Origin of the sequence: Campylobacter sp. RM16189, assembly GCF_012978815.1 — a bacterium.
GTDB lineage: Bacteria > Campylobacterota > Campylobacteria > Campylobacterales > Campylobacteraceae > Campylobacter_A.
In genome coordinates, this window is the sequence record NZ_LIWR01000005.1 from 48,129 (window position 1) to 65,994 (window position 17,866).

Consider the following 17,866-nt stretch of genomic DNA (forward strand, 5'->3'; position numbering starts at 1 on the left):
TTGAAAGAGGAGGCTCTAGCTGGTAAAGCCACCTCTTTTTGGTTTATTTTACGATAAATTCTTTTTGAGCTAGATCGTAATCGCTTATGCTCTCGTCATACATATTTTCTGTAATTACCGCAGGTAGCATACATTTACCGCTCATCACGACTCTAAGCGGGGTATAAATAGCAAACGGCACCTTATCTTTTTCATTCGCGTATCCTGAATTAAGCGAGTAAAAGCTAAGTACTCTATCATCTTGTATATTTTGATGTTCGACATATAGAGTGTTTTTCGTAGCCTTTGTTCTCAAATTCGGAGCTATATTTTCATTTATGACTTCAAAGCAAGGGCTTATCTGCTCATTTATCACTCCGTTTCTTATGTAGTCTATTGTCTTTAGTGTTAGCTTGGAGTATATGACATCATTTAGCTTAATGTTGTTGATATCTACCTCTTTACCATTTTTATCGACAAAGGTTCTATAGATATCAAGACCCTTTTTATTAAAATCGTGATTTATATTAAGAGGTCTATATGCCAAGCTTCTTACGCTTAAATATACCGATGATCCAGACTCTGGAGTAACGGTAATTTCAGGTTTTTTAGGAGATATGTCGATATTATTTAATCCGTCAAAAAGTATATCTTGACCATCGTAGCTTATCTTAAATTTATTTCTAGTTGAAGTATCTTTAATATAAGCTCTTAGTGCCATTAATGTAAATGCACGCTCTTGCGTAGAATACATTTTGTCTATATTTTTGATTAGATAGTTTGCCATCTCTTCGCTAAATGCGTTTTTCTTAAAATGTCTAGTGTGAAGTAGCAGTGTAAACGCTGTATTTCTCTTTCTTGAGCCAAAGTTATCAGCTAGAGATTTCTCTTTGTTATAAACTACATCGCTAATTTGTTTAAGTGCATTTTCACTCTCTTTTTTTAGTCCTACATTTTGAAGGATCGATGCCATCAAGTAAGCTTCAAGAGAGGTTGAAAATTTTCTATTATCGTAAAGTGCATTGGCTGCAGATTTTTCAAGCTTGTTTTGAGTACTTAATACATAAGCTGCATATAGGGCTTGAAGATTGTCTTTTGAGCCAAAATTCATAAGCCAACTAATGGCTTTTGACTTCACATTTTTATCAAGTTCAAATCCTGATTTTTCAAGCTCTAAAAGCGTATCTATCGCATAGATAGAGGCAAAATTATTAGTATAGCTTAACTCTCCCCAATAACCAAAGCTTCCATCAGCTTTTTGCATTTTTATAAGATCCTTCATGCCTGCTGTTATAAACCTCTTAATGTCAGCCGCATCTATTCTTGATTTTGTGCTGTTTTGGTCGTTAAGCACTAAGGCGTTAAGCTCTAAAAGCTTACTTGAGCGTTGCTCCGAGCATCCGTAAGGATAGTTTATAAGCTTATCGCTATTTGCTCCAAGAAGGCTTTTTATAGAGGTTGAAGCATCTATTTTGATATCTTTAAATTCAGGCTCAAATGTCAAAGTTTTCTTTTCGCTTGCCTGAAAAGATGTGGCATATGTGCTGAGTGGACAAGGATAAACCACGTCTAAATTTAATGAGTAAGAGTAGCTTTCTTTGCCGTCGTTTGCCTTAAATTTCAAGAACGATTTGCCGGTAGAGTTTGCCTCTAAGACAATTGTTGTTTTTAAATTCTCATTTGGCTTTAGAGTTATCTTCTCTTTTTCAAGTTTTGCGTTTAAATTTGTATCTAAGCTAAGAGTAATCTCTTTTGTATCGTTTGTAGTATTTATAACTCTTAGGATGTAATTTATCTTATCGCCTTTTACTAAGTATGCAGTTTGTGTAGGTTTTAATATAATGTCATCTTTGACGTTAATTTCACTTATATCAAAACCAAGCTTACTTTCGCTCTTTGCTAAAACGGCTAGATTTATCTTGGAATTGAAGTCCTCAGGAACCTCTACTTCAAAAGTTGCATTTCCGCTAGCATCAGCTTTTGTAGTTTGCATTTTGATATAAGTTTTTACGTTTTTCTTGTCAACTGGAGTTGCAAATTTCGCCATTCTCATCTCCATTAGTGAGCTAGCCGTATCACCGCCAAAGCTTAGCACTTTACCGTCTTTTTTAAATCCAGTAATACTGTCAAATATATCAAAATCAAGCACAGAATCCGCTATTGCTTTATTGAAGAAATCAAGAGGGCTTTTAAATTTTTGATTAGTTATCTGCAAAATTCCCTCATCTACAGCAAATAATGTAATCTCAGAATTAGGATCGGCTTTTACTTCCATCTTAAATTTAGAATTTGACCTTACTACATTTGGAGCCTTTGCTTTTACTTCCATATTTCTTTCTTTATGTTCTGCTTTGGCATAAACCTTATCGTATGCCCTAAACGGAAGTATATCACTATCGGCTACTCTTATGATGAGAGCGCTTACATATAATCCCTCAAAGTCAAAATCCAGATCAAATTTTACATTGGCTGAGTTATTTTGGATATTTAAAATTTTATGTTTTTTTACCCCGTTGCTTTCAAGTGTAACGAGTGCCATAGCGTTTTTGAGTACAGAGCTTACATCTACACTCATCACATCGCCTTTTTTATAGCTCTTTTGATTTAGTTTTATTTGAGCTTTTGCCAGTTCTTTTGTAGGAGCAAGTGAGCCGTAATCCCAGCCACTGACATATATATTTATGCTTGAACTATGTCCGCTTATAGTATCCGTTACGACTACTTTGTAATCTCCGCTTTGAGAGAAGCTGTAAGAAAATGTATTTGTAGATTGCGATACTTTAGATATGCTTTCATAGTTTTTATTCCATCTCATCACACCTTCTTTATCTAGGTTGTAATTCCATACTCCTCTTTTTATATCTATTACTTTTTCTATTCCTTGTTTTTCTTCGCCACTTATAGGATCTATGTTGATGAAGTTAAAATTTACATTGTTATTAACCTCTGTAAAGTCGGTATCGGCCTTGATTCCTACCATAGTATCAAAAGGATAGATAGTTAGATTTTTACTTGCCGATATATTTTTACCATCATCATTGATATTAAAGACCAAGGTAGCACCAATTACGCTTGCAACCTTTTTTTGCCCTATAAGCGGTTTTATTATCTTTGTGCTCTTGCCGTCTTTGTCAAGCTTTATATCTTTAAATATCTGGTCAAAGTATATTTTAGAGTATTCACTATTACTAAAATTATAATTTTTAAATTTATCGTTTGAATACTCTTTTTGATACATATTTAGCTCTATGTTGCCTTTTAAATCACCAGCAGGTGCACCAAATAGATAGTTGCTTTGAAGCTTAGCTTCTATTAGTTCATCTTTGTTATATATATCTTTATTTAGTGTTATGTTATTTTTTATGCGTTGAGGAGTGAAGGACTCAACTGAGAAATTTTGAGAAGTTAGTATTCTGTCTGCGAAAATAACTTCAAATTTAAACGATCCGCTAAGTTCCGAATTTACACTCTCGTCAAAATTTATCACTCCAAGCTTATCTGTCTTTATAGATTTATTAAGTATTGTTTTGTTTTGAGGATCTTTTATTTTAAGTTTTACAGGCATTTCAGATAGAGCGCTAAATATAGCGTTTTTGATTATTATCTCTCCTTTTATTGTATCTGATGGACGAATTATATCGCTCGCAAAGTGTAAATAAGCGCTGTAAAGTTCATTTGGAGCTTTCTTTGGATAGTAGCCATTTTCGTTTAAATTTTTGCCCTGAGTCAAGATTATAAACCCTTGCTCTTTGCCTATGGTTACGACAGCAGATGAAGCCTCTTCGCCGATATTTTTCTTGTTAAATTTAAATATGCCCTCATCGTTTGTTATTCCGTTTGCTAAAATTTCGTTTTTATTAGAATAAATTTTTACATCCGCGTTTGCTACCACAGCATTTTGACTAAGTCTATTGGCGAATAAAAAGATCTCATCCTTAGCCAGTTTGACGCTTACGCCTATATCTGTTAAATATACTACTTTAGATGTGCTTTTTTCTTTGTCGTAATATATTGTTATAAGATACACTCCATCTCCGCTATCTGCGAAGTCAAGCTTGATCTTATGTTTTGAAATTTCATTTAAAGTCCCGCCAAGCTCATAGTTTTTACTTGCTACCTCTTTAACTAAAGGCGATAGGTCTTCGTTTGAAAAATTTAAGAAGTATCTATAGTTTTGATCCATTAGTTTTTCTACTACTACTTTTGCAGTGCTTGTATTGACGCTTTCTATGGCTATCTCGCCGATATTTGACATATATGGAGCATTTTGCGGATCGCTAAATTTTAAAAACGGTTTTAAATTTCCAAATTTGATTTTAAATTCAGCACTCTCTCTTAGTAATGAATACCTATCTCCAAATCCTTTTAAATATCTTATTTTATATTCTGTATTCGGTTTAAATTCATCGCTTGTGACATCAATGTAATAATAGTGATCTTGCGGTATATCTTCTTTCTCTGTATAATTCGTATACTCAATCTCGCTAACTTTAAAATTTTTAACTCCGTCTATACTTACAAATTTATGAAAATTTCCATAATCAAGCCAATTTTTTAAATATAGTCTTATGGCTAATTTTCCATTATCCAAACTAACTGCTTTAGGGGCGGTTAGAAGCATAGTTTTAGCCTCTGGATTATCCACAAACATCTCTTCTGTCGTAGGCTCTTGAGGTATTGCGTAGTTATTATCCAAATTTATTCCAGAGGTGCTTTTTAGATTATTTGATACGTCAAATATCAAATTTTCTCCGCTACTAAGTAGTTTTACATTAAAGTTATTCTTTGTTTTGCTTGTGATTTTGTATTTGATATCGTTTTTCGCTAGATTTTTTCTCTCGTAAATTTTAAAATTTTTAACAAATTCTTCTTCTTTAACCTCGTCATTAAAGCCTATCAGATAATCACTTTTAGAGTATTCTACAAATTTGTCTAATACAAAATCCCCGCTGTAAAACCCGGACGAAGTTTTATCTTTAATGCAGTTGTAATCAATACCTTTTACAAGTGGTTTTGTAAGATAAAGCGTGATATCGTTGTTTCCGTATTCGTATACTCCTTCAAGTTCTGGTGTGCATGTTAGAAGTTTTTTATGCGTCATCGTTCCAATTAGTGACGATGTAGCCTTTTTTTCGTATTTTACTCCAAAGATTAATACTCTATCATCAGGCGCTCTAAAATCACCCGTAAGAGTGAAAGCATTTAGGCTCAAACATAGCATAAGAGTAGCTGCTGTAGATCTAAATAACATCAAAACCTCCTTATTTCTATTTTTATTTCGCTTAAATTTGAATTCTCATCCAGACAACCTATTTTGTGTTCACCTTCTTTTAGAATTAGCATTTTTTCGGCTGCGTTTGTGGTCTTATTAAACTCTTCGTCATCTATTTTGTAATAAATTTCATCTCCAATATATGCGTAACATTTTAGCATAACTTTAGTTTCCTTCTCATTACTCATTATTATTTGTTCGTTAAAAGGTGAGGCTATTAGAGGCTTATGGTTTTTAAATTTATAAAAGCAGGGGCTGTCTTTTATATCTTGTTTTGAAATTTTATTGTTTTTTAGTAAGAAATCCACCTCTTCACTTCTTATACTATCGCAATCATCTTTTAGTTCAACACCGCTTATAAGCTCATCAATTTGTATATTTTTACACTCTTTAAATTTAAATGCGTCCAGACAGCTCTCTTTTTCTTCGATTCCGTTTGGAATATCGATAAAAGATAGACTTTCTTGTTGAGCTAAAATTTTAAAGATATCAAAAACAACCTTGGAGGCATCAGAAAATCCGCTTAAATTTTTAGTCTTTTTACCGTTAAAATTTCCAAACCATACCGCTATTGTGTAGTCTTGATTAACTCCTATGGCATATATATCTCTTGATCCATAACTAGTGCCGGTTTTAAAAGCGATTTGCGGGGTATCCTTTGCATATTGCCATGTAACTCCTAGGTAGCTTCTGGCTGCCTTTGATAGCATTTTTGCAGTTAGATACGCACTTTGTTCGCTTATTAGACGTTTGTTTTCTCCTATTGTTTTTCCTGCGACTTCAAGAGGTTTTAACTCCCCTTTATTGGCGTATATTGTATATAAGTGGGCTAAATTTAATAGGCTCATTTCAGCGCTTCCTAATGATATGCTGTCGCCGTAAAATTCTTTTGTATTTTTTACTAAATTTATCTCTTTTAGCATCTCGTATAGTGAGTTTTCTTTAAGTTTATGATTTAAATTTACAGCAGGTATATTTAGGCTAAGCGCTAAGGCCTCTGTAGCCGAAACTATGCCCAAAAATTCGTTATCGTAATTTTTTGGATTGTATTCTCTTATGAAAATTTCAGTATCTATCATCTCTTTTTTAGGGGTTATGAAGCCTTGATCGAGTCCTAATGAAAATATAAAAGGTTTTAGAGTGGAGCCTACGTTTCTACTCATAATCACTCCGTCATTTTCCCCGTCTAAAGCCTTTTCGTTATGTGAGCCAACATATGCAGCCACACTCATTGATCTATTATCTATGATTATACCGGCTGCATTTTTGGCATTTTTATCCATCATTAAATCTGAGGCTATTTTTAAATTTGTTTCTAAAATATTTTGTAAATTTAGATTCAGATTCGAGTTTATAACTCCGTTTTTAATAGCGATTAAAGAGTATTGCTTGGCATTTAAAGGCGCATTGAAGCGTTTATTTTTAAATGGCTCGCTTCTGGCTCTTTGATATTGGCTCTTGTCTATTATTTTAGCCTTATACAGCAAAGTTACTACGCGGTTTTTTAAAGTATTTATGTTTGATTTTTTATCAAGGCGATTTGCGTTCGGATTTTTTGGGATCGTGCTAAGAAGAGCCATTTGAGCAATGCTTAGATCTTCTAAATTTTTATTAAAATAAAATCTCGCAGCCGCCACAACGCCTTCTATGTTGCCGCCATAAGGAGCGAGATTAAAGTAAAATTTTAAAATTTCATCTTTTGTGTAGTGCCATTCAAGCTGAAAGGCGGTAAAAATTTCTTTGATTTTATTTGCGTATGTCCGCTCTTTCGGGCTCATCATGCGGGCTACTTGCATTGTTATGGTTGAAGCTCCTATGCGGTTTTTGTGGGTTAAATTATGAAGCGCGGCTCTAGCCATTGAAAAAGGATTAAAGCCAAAATGGTAGTAGAAGTATCTATCCTCAAAGAGCAAAACGCTATCTTTGAGCGTTTGTGGGATATTTTGCGCCTCAAAACGCCAAATTTCATCGCTACTTGGGCGCATAGAAATAATCTCGCCATTTTTATCAAACAATATCGAAGAATTTTCTCTAGTGAGCATTTTCGTATTTAAAGGGAAGTCAAAATCAAGTATTAAAAATGCCAAGAAAAGAGATGCGATAAAGATAAAACCAAATTTAGCAAATTTAATAATTTTATTCTTCATTTTAAAATTATAACAGATTTTATAGGCAAAGCTAACGTAGTTATCCTTTATTTATTAATTATGATATAAAATATCAAAAATAATTTAAAAGGATCATTTATGCAATATAGAATAGAAAAAGACACCATGGGTGAAATCAAGGTTCCAAACGATAAGTATTGGGGTGCTCAAACCGAAAGAAGCTTTGAGAATTTTAAAATCGGCGAAGAAAAAATGCCAAAAGAAGTTATCAAAGGCTTTGCATATCTTAAAAAAGCTTGCGTGATAGTAAATCACAAGCTAAACAGACTTGATGAAGCCAAAACCAAAGCCATATCACAGGCTTGCGACGAGATAGTGCAGGGCAAGTTATGCGGAAATTTCCCTCTTGTAGTTTGGCAAACAGGCTCAGGAACTCAGTCAAATATGAACTTAAACGAAGTCATCGCAAACAGAGCGACTGAAATTTTAGGCGAGGATTTTAGAATAAAAAAACTTGTTCATCCAAACGATGACGTAAACAAAGGTCAAAGCTCAAACGACACTTATCCAACTGCGATGAGAGTTGCGTTTGTAGTAGAAATTCAAAAGCAGCTTTTGCCTGCGCTTAGCAAGCTTAAAGCGACTTTGGAAAGCAAGAGTAAAGAGTTTAAAGACATAGTGAAAATAGGGCGCACGCACTTGCAAGATGCTACTCCGCTCACACTCGGACAAGAGCTTAGCGGATATGTCGAGATGCTTAGAAAAGCGCAGCTTCAAGTAAATGACGCAATGAAGTATCTTTGTGAGCTTGCTATCGGTGGAACAGCCGTAGGAACGGGGCTAAATTCGCATCCAGAGTTTTCAAATTTAGTAAGCGAAGAGCTAAACACTCTAACTAAAAGCGAGTTTAAATTCGTCTCTCATCCAAATAAATTTCACGGACTTACAAGTCATGACGGCGAAGTATTTTTAAGCGGAGCTCTTGATGGTTTGGCTGCAAATTTAATGAAGATAGCAAACGATATAAGATGGCTTGCAAGTGGCCCAAGATGCGGTATAGGCGAAATTTTTATCCCTGAAAATGAGCCCGGAAGCTCCATAATGCCGGGCAAAGTAAATCCGACGCAGTGCGAAGCGATGACTATGGTATCGGTTCAGGTCATGGCAAATCATTTTGCGGTAACTCTTAGCGCCTCTCAAGGAAATTTTGAGCTAAACGTGTTTAAACCGGTGCTTACTTATAACTTGCTTCAATCAATCAGACTTTTAAGCGATGCGATGATAAGCTTTAACGATCACTGTGCTGTGGGGATTGAACCGAATTTAAAGGTTATAGACGGCTATTTGCACGGCTCGCTTATGCTAGTAACTGCGCTAAATCCTTATATAGGATATGAAAATGCGGCTAAGATAGCTAAAACAGCTCATAAAAACGGCACTACGCTAAAAGAAGAGGCTGTAAATTTAGGGATTTTAACTGCTGAAGAGTTTGATAAATATGTCCGTCCTGAAGAGATGACCTATCCTAAAAAATAAATTTGATTTAAATTTTACCCTTTCGCTTGATTTTTTTAACTTTTTGCGAGTGGGTAAAATTTATTTTACTTTAAATTTAGCTACAAAAAACATACAAAAAATAAAAAAGCAAATTTGGCATATTTTCAAATAAATCAAATATTTTAAATAAAAATTTCATTTAAATAAAAATCAGAGTATTTTTATCTTAAATCTTATTTTTGATAATTTATATAATAATTTTAAGTATATATTTTTATTTTAAAATAATGAAAATAGCATATTTCTAAAAAATATATTAATCAATTATTATAAAAAAAAATTAATATATTTTATAAATAATAAACAATGAGAATTAATAGTAATATTTCATCCAAGACAAAATATTATTAAAAAATTTATATTTCATTTAGTATTTTGTAAAATATTAAAGTTCTTTTTATTTTTTCTATATATATAATTATGTAAAATTTACATATTTGTTGTGGTATAAATTCATTTTTTTAAGGAGTAGGTATGAAAAATGATGTTCTTGCCAGAGTTAATGAGCGACTCAATATTCTGGCCAAGCTACCAAGAGTAAAGAGTGAAGGCTCCATAAGCGAAGCTCTGAAGGCAAGCGGCTTTACTCGTCGTGATTTTATGAAATGGGCAGGTGCGATGACCGCGTTTATGGCGCTTCCTGCATCTATGACGCCTATCGTTGCAAAGGCTGCAGAGCTAAGCGATCGCTTGCCTGTGATATGGCTTCATATGGCAGAGTGTACAGGCTGTAGCGAAAGTCTACTTAGAACGGATACTCCTACGGTAGATAGTCTTATATTTGATTATATATCGCTTGAATATCACGAAACTATTATGGCGGCTTCCGGTTGGCAAGCTGAGGAGAATTTAGAAAGTGCTATAGAAAAATATAAAGGCAGGTATATACTTTTAGTTGAAGGTGGTATACCTATGGGTGCTACAGAAAACTATCTAACTATCGGGGCTTTAGGACACACCGGATATCACAATGCAAAACACGCTAGTGAAAACGCTGCAGCAATCTTTGCCATAGGTACCTGTTCCAGTTTTGGAGGTGTTCAGGCGGCTCGTCCAAACCCTTCAAATTCACAAGCTATGAGCAAGGTTACAAGCAAGCCTGTTATTAATGTTCCTGGCTGTCCTCCAAGCGAAAAAAATATCGTAGGAAACGTACTTCACTATATTTTATTTGGGACACTTCCGGCTCTTGATGTATTTAATCGTCCAAAATGGGCTTACGGTCTTAGGATTCACGATCTTTGCGAAAGACGCGGACGCTTTGACGCGGGCGAATTTGTTCAAAGATTTGGTGATGAGGGCGCAAAAGACGGATACTGCTTATATAAAGTCGGCTGCAAGGGTCCATACACATTCAATAATTGCTCACGCGAGAGATTTAATCAGCATACAAGCTGGCCTGTTCAAGCAGGTCACGGCTGCATAGGTTGTAGTGAGCCTGATTTCTGGGATACCATGGGACCATTTGAAGAGCCTATGGGGGATAGACTGTTTGACACCGTTTTGGGTCTTGGTGCCGATAATGTAAGCGACAAGATAGGCATAGGTGTGCTTGCGCTTGCTGGTATAGGTATGGCTGCACACGCTGCACTTGCTGTTTTTGCAAAAGATAAAGAAGAGAAAGAGGCATAATTATGAGCGAACAAAGAATAGTAGTAGATCCTGTAACGAGGATTGAAGGGCACTTGCGCGTAGAGGTAGTGGTAGATGAAAATAATGTAGTTAAAGAGGCCTATTCAGGCTCAACTCTTTGGCGCGGAATAGAACAAATCGTAAAAGGACGCGACCCTAGAGATGTTGGATTCTTCACTCAAAGAATTTGCGGAGTATGCACCTATTCTCACTACAAGGCAGGTATTATTGCTGTAGAGGATGCATTGGGTATTACGCCTCCTTTAAATGCCGTATTAACAAGAACTCTTATGAGTGCGGCGCTTTTTATGCATGATCATCCTGTGCATTTTTATCAACTTCACGGACTTGATTTTGTTGATGTTGTATCGGCTCTTAGTGCCGATGTTAGAAAGGCTAGTGAAGAGGCTTTTAAATACTGTGATACACCTCTTGCGACAGGAGCTGATCACCTAAAAGCTGTACAAGATAAGGTAAAAGCCTTTGTTCAAAAGGGAAATTTGGGGCCATTTGCTAATGCTTATTGGGGACATAAAACTTATCATTTTACTCCTGAGCAAAATTTAATAGCTCTCTCTCACTATCTTGAGTGTTTGAGAATTCAAAGGACTGCGGCTCAAATGATGGCCATATTTGGTTCTAAGCAACCCCATCCGCAAAGTTTAACAGTAGGTGGAGTAACCTGTGTGATGGATATTCTTAGTCCTTCAAGACTTGGCGAGTATATGGTTAAATTTCAGGAAGTTAAAGAATTTATAGATAGAGCTTACTATCCTGATTTGGTAATGGCAGGCAAGGCTTATGCCAATGAGCCTAGCGTACTAAATGATGTTGGAACACCTAATTTATATACATATAAAGAGTTGCCTTTAGGTTCGAATGAATGGCTATTTGAGAGTGGTATTATTTTAAACGGCGATATAAGCAAGGTTCATGAGGTTGACGATAATAAGATTACCGAAGAGGCTACACACGCTTGGTATAAAAATCCTGCACCTCTTCACCCTTATGAAGGACAAACCGATCCTAATTATACGGGCTTTAAAAAAGGCAAAACCCTAGATCAAAATGGTAAAGAAGTTGAAGCTCAACTGTTTGATATTAAGGGTAAATACTCTTGGATTAAGGCTCCTAGATATGACGGAATTCCTATGCAGGTAGGACCTTTGGCTAATATTGTTATTAACTATGCAAAAGGCAACAAATATGTAGTTCCTGTTGTAGATAAATTCTTAAAAGATACTGGACTACCGATAACAGCAGTGCTGTCTACGCTAGGAAGAACAGCTACTCGTATGATTGAGGCAAAGGTTATTGCAGATAATGCCTTGAAGGCATTCGGTAATCTTGTGGAGAATTTAAAAGTTGACCAAGAGACTTGCGCTAAATATGTCATAGATCCTAAGAAAGAGTATAGGGGCAGATATATGGGGCATGTTCCAAGAGGTGCTTTATCTCACTGGTGCAGAATCAAAGACGGCGTTATAACAAACTGGCAAGCGGTAGTTCCATCAACATGGAATGCATCTCCAAAGGATGCAAATGGTGTTCGCGGTTCATACGAAGAGTGTCTAATAGGGCTTAAGATAGCCGATTTAACTCAGCCGCTTGAAATTATTCGTAAAATTCACTCTTACGATCCATGTATCGCTTGTGCGGTTCACGTTATGGATACTAAGGGAAATAAGATTAGCGAATACAAAATAAATCCAAATTTGTAAGGAGGATTTATGTCACATCATAAACCCGATCGCATCAGCGAATACGAATTTTCGATAGGTCTTAGGCTTACGCACTGGATTAGATTTGTAGCGATTGCATTTCTAGTCGTAAGCGGGTTTTATATATCTTATGTGTTTATAGCTCCTGAGGTTACTAACGAGCCTACGATATTTTTAAATGCAAAATGGCGCGCGGCTCACCAAGTGGCGGGATTTATACTCATCGCGGTTACGATATTTAAGCTTTATCTTTTCTTTTTTGATAAGCTTAGCAGAAAAGAGCTTGCAAGTATTTATGATTTCTTTAGTCCAAAAGTTTGGATAGCGCAGATCAAATATTATATATTTTTAGGACCGCATCCGCATCTAAGAGGCGTTTATAACCCGCTTCAGTTTGCGTCATATCTGTTCTTTTATCTTGTGCTGTTTGTGATCTGCCTAACAGGCATGGTGCTATATGTGCATGTTTATCACGAAGGGATTGGCGGGCTATTTTATGAGCCGATGAGATATTTTGAAGAGCTTATGGGCGGACTAGCAAACGTTAGAACGATTCACCGCGTAGCGATGTGGATCATAATGATATTTGTTCCGGTTCATATCTATATGGCCGTATTTAACGCGGTTAAAGGTAAAAACGGTGCTATGGATGCCGTTGTAAGCGGATATAAATTTGTCAAAGAAGAGCACTGATATATGAAGGTGCTCGTCCTTGGCATCGGTAATGTAATGTTCTCCGACGAAGGCGTCGGAGTTCATTTTACCGAAATGATAAAAAGAAACTACAAATTTACTCACGAATCCAACTCTTTAGAATTTGTTGACGGCGGCACCTTGGCGATAGCTTTAACTCCGATTATAGCGGAATTTGACTATCTTATAGTGGTTGATTGTATAAGCGCTGATGAATCAAGCATAGGCGATGTATATTTCTTTGACTACGAAGCGATGCCGAATAAAATTTCTTGGGACGGCTCGGCACACGAAGTTGAGATGCTTCAAACCCTTCAGCTTATGGAGCTTGCAGGAGACATGCCAAAGACTAAAATTTTAGGCGTAGTTCCAAAACGCATAGAGCCTATGAGTTTTGAGCTCTCAGATGAAATTCAAGCTAGCGCCAAAGTCATGGAAAAAACACTGCTAAAACACCTTGAAGAACTTGGATTTAGCTATGAAAAAATCGCAAATTTAAATATAATAGACCTCGCAAACGAATACAAAAACAAAGGCATCTGATGATACTTACCTATGAATTTGAGTATGCAAACTCAAATGAAAATTTGGCATTTTTTTTGAATTTTTATGCTAAAAAAAGCAAGCTTTCTTATGGTATAGAGCGCGAAGGCTCGTTTATAAGGCTTCATCTGGAAGGTGAGCAAGAGGAGCTTTTAAAATTTTCCGATGAAATTTCAGCTCTTATACCACACTTTATATTTTTATCAAATTCAAAAGTTTTTGTAAGCGAAGAGCTAAAAGGCGAGCAAAAAGAGTTTAAAAATACTCTTTCAAACATCACTCCAAGCATAATACAAGACTTTCACGAGGGCAAAATTTCAGCTTGTGAAAATGGAGTTTTTAGTGATGTTAAACTCTTTAAAGATGATAAATTTGAAGCTGTTATAAAAGAAAATTTTACAGAGTTTTTAGAATTTGCGCTTTTAAGCTTTAAAAATGGAGAAAATTTTAAATTTAAAGATTTAGAAGGAAGTTTTGAAATTTTAAATTTTGATGAGCTAAATAGCGATTTTGATCTTGTGATGCCTACAAAGCTTAAAAATTTGCCAAAAATTTTCATTTGCGATCAAAACTCGCAAATCGCTCTTGCAAGCTACGAAAAGCCTATGATAGAGCTTAAAACAAACGCCCTTTATAGACAAAATCACCCAAGCGCACCGCATTTTTTTAACGTAAAAGCGCCTCGTGATATATTTATCTACGCATTTTGTGAAAAGCTTTTTGAAGCGGGCGTAAATTTCATAGCGCTTAAATCAGGCAAAGAGCTTTTTAAAGCTACCGTTTTAGAAAACGAATATATCTTTTCAAATGCTCAAATTTATTATAAAGATGGCTTTAGCGACTTCATAGAGGTTTCAAAAGATAAAAATTTGGCTAATTTCTACTTAAGCGCCGATGAGCTAGGCATCAAGGACGAAAATAAACTCAGAGTGTTTTTAAGCAAATTTGATGAAGATGAGTTTAAAATTTATCTTAAAAATAGCGATTTTGAAGTGCTAAATTTACAAATTCCAAGTAGCTTTGAAGAGATTTTTGAGATGATATCAAAAGAAGAGGGCGGAGATAGGCTTGTAGCAAATTTTAGCGCAAATTTTTCGCTCGCAAGTGGAAGCATAAACACGCCAAACAGCTTTTTCTCGCTCTTTTGCATAGTCGGCAAGATATTTGGATTTGATGATGATTTAAAAAGAGCCGGCACTAAACTGCTTGAAAATGCGATGGATTTTAACGGTCCAAAAGGTCCGAGACTTGATTTTAAAATGGCTTCAAAAACTGGTTTTGATATCGTAAAATTCATAAGAAGCGGTATGAGCTTTCGCTTAGCTGGCGTTGATGATAAGATTTTAAGCTTTGGCTATCTTGAGTCATTTACGCATTTTATATCTGATTTTTGCGATGTTTTAAGAGAGGATTTTGAGTTTAAACACATCGTTTTGCAAGGCTCTTTGTTTGAGTGTAAGGCTCTTTCAAATCTGATCGCTAAACACGTAAGAGTCGGCACAAGCGCAAAATTTAGCAAAGGACTTTCGCTTGAAGAGATGCGTGAGATATGAAATTTCAGGTCTTGTTCAGGGAGTAGGATTTCGTCCTTTTATCTATAATTTAGCTCTTAAATTCAATCTTTTTGGCGAAGTTTATAACGATGATGAGGGTGTTAAACTAACGCTATATGGCAAAGATGAGGCATTAAACAAATTTGATAAAGCTTTGATAGATGAGCTTCCCCAGCTAGCTAGGATCGATCAAATTTTAAAATTTGAGCTTGATGATGTTAAATTTAGTGACTTTAAGATAATTGCTTCAAAGTCCGCCAAAAAGCACGCTCCGATTTTGCCGGACTTTGCACTTTGTGTTGATTGCGAGCGAGAATTTTATGATGTCATGAATCCTCGCTATCACTATCCTTTTATAAACTGCACTAACTGCGGACCTAGATTTTCCATCATCAAATCGCTTCCATACGACCGCATAAATACGACTATGAACGAGTTTAAGATGTGCGAATTTTGCGCGAGAGAATACAAAGACCCCACCAATAGAAGATATCACGCTCAGCCGATATCTTGTCCAAACTGCGGCCCAAGTTTAAGCTTAAAAGACAAATTTGGAAAAATAGTAACAGCAGGAAACGAAAGTGTAAAAATAGCTGCAAAGCTTATAAACGAAGGTAAAATTTTAGCCGTTAAAGGGCTTGGTGGCTTTCATTTGGTGTGTGACGCTACAAACGAAGAAGTGGTAAATGAGCTAAGAGCTAGAAAACACCGCCCTAAAAAGCCTTTTGCTATCATGTGTAAAAATTTGCAAAATGCTAAAAAACACGCTTATATCTGCCCTGCCGAGGAGCAAATTTTAACCTCAAATTTAAAGCCGATAGTAGTACTTCAAAGCAGGACTGAATCAAATTTATCAAAGCAAATCGCACCAAATCTTAATAAAATAGGCATATTTTTGCCGTATACCGGCGTGCATCTTTTGCTGTTTGAATACCTAAAAAACGATATAGTGGCAACCTCTGCTAATATCTCAGGCGAGCCTATCATCTATAATGAGACTAGCTTACTTGAAAAGATGGGCGATGTGATTGATTATTATCTTGATAACAACCGAGAGATAGAGTCGCCAAGTGATGATAGCATCGTATTTGTCGTTGATGATGAGCCTGTTTTTTTGCGAACGAGTAGAGGGGTAAATCCTAAATTTTTGCATACAAATTTTAAAGATAAACGCACGATTTTAGCTGTCGGAGCGGAGCTAAAAAATCAATTTGCCATATACAAAGATGGTGAAGTGATGATAAGCCCTTATATAGGCGATCTTAAAAATGTAGCGACTTATGAGAGGTTTTGCTCTTTAATAGAGCTTTTTGAGCAGGTTTACGAGCTTAAATTTGACGAGATAGTAGCTGATTTACATCCGCATTTTTTAAATTTAAAATGGGCGAAAGAGTATGTCGCTAAAAATGGGGCTAAAATCACTCAAATTCAGCACCACTATGCTCATCTACTCTCGGTAATGTTTGAAAATAGTTTAGATCCCAATAAGGAGTATTTGGGCTTTTGTTTTGATGGTACCGGATATGGCGAAAAAGGCGATATCTGGGGCGGAGAAGTTATGAGATTAAGCGCTAGAGAGTATGAGAGAGTTTATAATTTTGATGAATTTTATCTAATAGGCGCAGAGAGCAGTATAAAAAATATATGGCAGATTTCATACTCAATTATATTAAAATATGATTTAGAAGAATTTGCTGAAGTTTTTTTGAGTCATTTTGATACAACAAAACTACAAAATCTAAAAAAGTTACATGAACGAAACTTAGGTGTTTTCACAACAAGTTCTCTTGGTCGTATTTTTGATGCTTTTGGAAGCATTATTTTGGGGCTTAAAACTGTTAGTTACGAAGGTGAAATCGGAATGGAACTTGAGGCTTTATATGACGAAAGTATACAAAAAAGCTATAAATTTGAACTGGATAATCAAAAAATAGTCTTTAAAGAGGCTTTCAAGTCGGCTCTAAAGGATGATAAAAAAACAGCGGCAACAGCTTTTATAAACGGACTTTGTGATATTGTAACCCAAATTGCTAAAATTGATAGTAGGGATGTTTTGCTTTCGGGTGGAGTGTTTCAAAATAGAGTTTTCTTAAGAAAAATAATTAATAGTTTTAAAAATAATAGTATAAAATATTATTTTAACAAAACTCATCCAATAAATGATTCTTCGATAGCTACGGGGCAATTATACTATTTATTAAACAACTTATAAGATTTAAGGTTCTATAATAGTATAGGATTCACTTAAGGAGGGCGATATGGACGAGATAATCAGATTTAGTGTTTCCTTGCCGAAGCAGTTGTTAGATGAACTTGACAAGAAGGTAAGCTCACAAGGCTATGCATCAAGGAGCGAATTCACGCGTGACTTGATTCGAGAAAAGATTATCAGCGATAGTTGGAAAAATGCTGATGAGGATTTGATAGGAGTTTTGACGCTGATTTATACTCATCATCAAAACGATTTAGTAGTTAAAATGATGAATATAGAGCATGATGCCTGTGTGGAGATAACATGCACAACTCATATACATATAGATCATTATAATTGTCTGGAGACTCTTATTTTGCGCGGGAAAGCGGCGCAGATAGAGGAATTTTCAGCTAAAATAGCAGGGCTTAAAGGAGTGAAATTTGCAAAACTCACTAAAGCGGCTGTTCCAAGCTCGTAGATTTTAGATTGGTTGGCGGGCAAATTTAAGATTGCCCGCCTAAAAAAGTTATTATTTTTTATTCAGTATTTATCAACTTCTTGCTAAAATCGTTCATATCCTACTAAATTTTTATTCCATTTAAAAGGTTCTTATA

General features: G+C 35.5%; 10 protein-coding genes. 8 read left to right on the forward strand and 2 right to left on the reverse strand.

All coding sequences use genetic code 11. The features are described from left to right. Positions 1-43 precede the first annotated feature (43 nt). On the reverse strand, positions 44-5,230 hold the full coding sequence (locus CDOM16189_RS04620; protein WP_169974733.1) for an alpha-2-macroglobulin family protein: 5,187 nt from the start codon (positions 5,228-5,230) through the stop codon (positions 44-46). After that, positions 5,230-7,398 (reverse strand): penicillin-binding protein 1C, encoded by a 2,169-nt coding sequence (gene pbpC, locus CDOM16189_RS04625; protein WP_170000781.1) that lies wholly within the window; start codon positions 7,396-7,398, stop codon positions 5,230-5,232. The genes CDOM16189_RS04620 and pbpC overlap by 1 nt, the downstream gene beginning before the upstream one ends. A 99-nt stretch (positions 7,399-7,497) precedes the next feature. Here pbpC and fumC point away from each other — a divergent pair, with 99 nt between their 5' ends. The 8 genes from fumC (at position 7,498) to nikR (ending at position 17,730) form a co-directional block, all read left to right on the forward strand. Beyond that, positions 7,498-8,895, forward strand: a complete 1,398-nt coding sequence (gene fumC / locus CDOM16189_RS04630) for a class II fumarate hydratase (RefSeq protein WP_170000782.1) — start codon at positions 7,498-7,500, stop codon at positions 8,893-8,895. Between the two features lie 495 nt (positions 8,896-9,390). Then, entirely contained in the window at positions 9,391-10,548 is a 1,158-nt protein-coding gene (locus CDOM16189_RS04635; RefSeq protein WP_169974727.1) for a hydrogenase small subunit, read from the forward strand. A 2-nt stretch (positions 10,549-10,550) separates the two neighbouring features. Beyond that, entirely contained in the window at positions 10,551-12,269 is a 1,719-nt protein-coding gene (locus CDOM16189_RS04640) for a nickel-dependent hydrogenase large subunit (protein ID WP_169974725.1), read from the forward strand. A 9-nt stretch (positions 12,270-12,278) separates the two neighbouring features. Next, the gene (cybH, locus tag CDOM16189_RS04645; protein ID WP_169974723.1) at positions 12,279-12,962 is read left to right on the forward strand and encodes a Ni/Fe-hydrogenase, b-type cytochrome subunit; all 684 of its coding nucleotides are present in this window, start codon (positions 12,279-12,281) and stop codon (positions 12,960-12,962) included. A 3-nt stretch (positions 12,963-12,965) separates the two neighbouring features. Then, complete coding sequence (locus tag CDOM16189_RS04650) at positions 12,966-13,505, forward strand: HyaD/HybD family hydrogenase maturation endopeptidase (protein WP_169974721.1); 540 nt, start codon at positions 12,966-12,968, stop codon at positions 13,503-13,505. After that, a complete protein-coding gene (locus tag CDOM16189_RS04655; protein WP_169974719.1) occupies positions 13,505-15,058 on the forward strand; it encodes a hypothetical protein in 1,554 nt (517 codons plus the stop codon). Before CDOM16189_RS04650 ends, CDOM16189_RS04655 begins: the two co-directional genes overlap by 1 nt. Further along, a complete protein-coding gene (gene hypF / locus CDOM16189_RS04660; RefSeq protein ID WP_169974717.1) occupies positions 15,036-17,270 on the forward strand; it encodes a carbamoyltransferase HypF in 2,235 nt (744 codons plus the stop codon). The genes CDOM16189_RS04655 and hypF overlap by 23 nt, the downstream gene beginning before the upstream one ends. Before the next feature lie 46 nt (positions 17,271-17,316). Further along, complete coding sequence (nikR, locus tag CDOM16189_RS04665) at positions 17,317-17,730, forward strand: nickel-responsive transcriptional regulator NikR (RefSeq protein ID WP_169974715.1); 414 nt, start codon at positions 17,317-17,319, stop codon at positions 17,728-17,730. Positions 17,731-17,866 lie beyond the last annotated feature (136 nt).

What these genes read in the sequence shown, in the direction of transcription:
- CDOM16189_RS04620 (WP_169974733.1), bottom strand. Translation starts at nt 5,230, where the DNA reads ATGTTATTTAGATCTACAGCAGCTACTCTTATGCTATGTTTGAGCCTA.
- pbpC (WP_170000781.1), bottom strand. Translation starts at nt 7,398, where the DNA reads ATGAAGAATAAAATTATTAAATTTGCTAAATTTGGTTTTATCTTTATC.
- fumC (WP_170000782.1), top strand. Translation starts at nt 7,498, where the DNA reads ATGCAATATAGAATAGAAAAAGACACCATGGGTGAAATCAAGGTTCCA.
- CDOM16189_RS04635 (WP_169974727.1), top strand. Translation starts at nt 9,391, where the DNA reads ATGAAAAATGATGTTCTTGCCAGAGTTAATGAGCGACTCAATATTCTG.
- CDOM16189_RS04640 (WP_169974725.1), top strand. Translation starts at nt 10,551, where the DNA reads ATGAGCGAACAAAGAATAGTAGTAGATCCTGTAACGAGGATTGAAGGG.
- cybH (WP_169974723.1), top strand. Translation starts at nt 12,279, where the DNA reads ATGTCACATCATAAACCCGATCGCATCAGCGAATACGAATTTTCGATA.
- CDOM16189_RS04650 (WP_169974721.1), top strand. Translation starts at nt 12,966, where the DNA reads ATGAAGGTGCTCGTCCTTGGCATCGGTAATGTAATGTTCTCCGACGAA.
- CDOM16189_RS04655 (WP_169974719.1), top strand. Translation starts at nt 13,505, where the DNA reads ATGATACTTACCTATGAATTTGAGTATGCAAACTCAAATGAAAATTTG.
- nikR (WP_169974715.1), top strand. Translation starts at nt 17,317, where the DNA reads ATGGACGAGATAATCAGATTTAGTGTTTCCTTGCCGAAGCAGTTGTTA.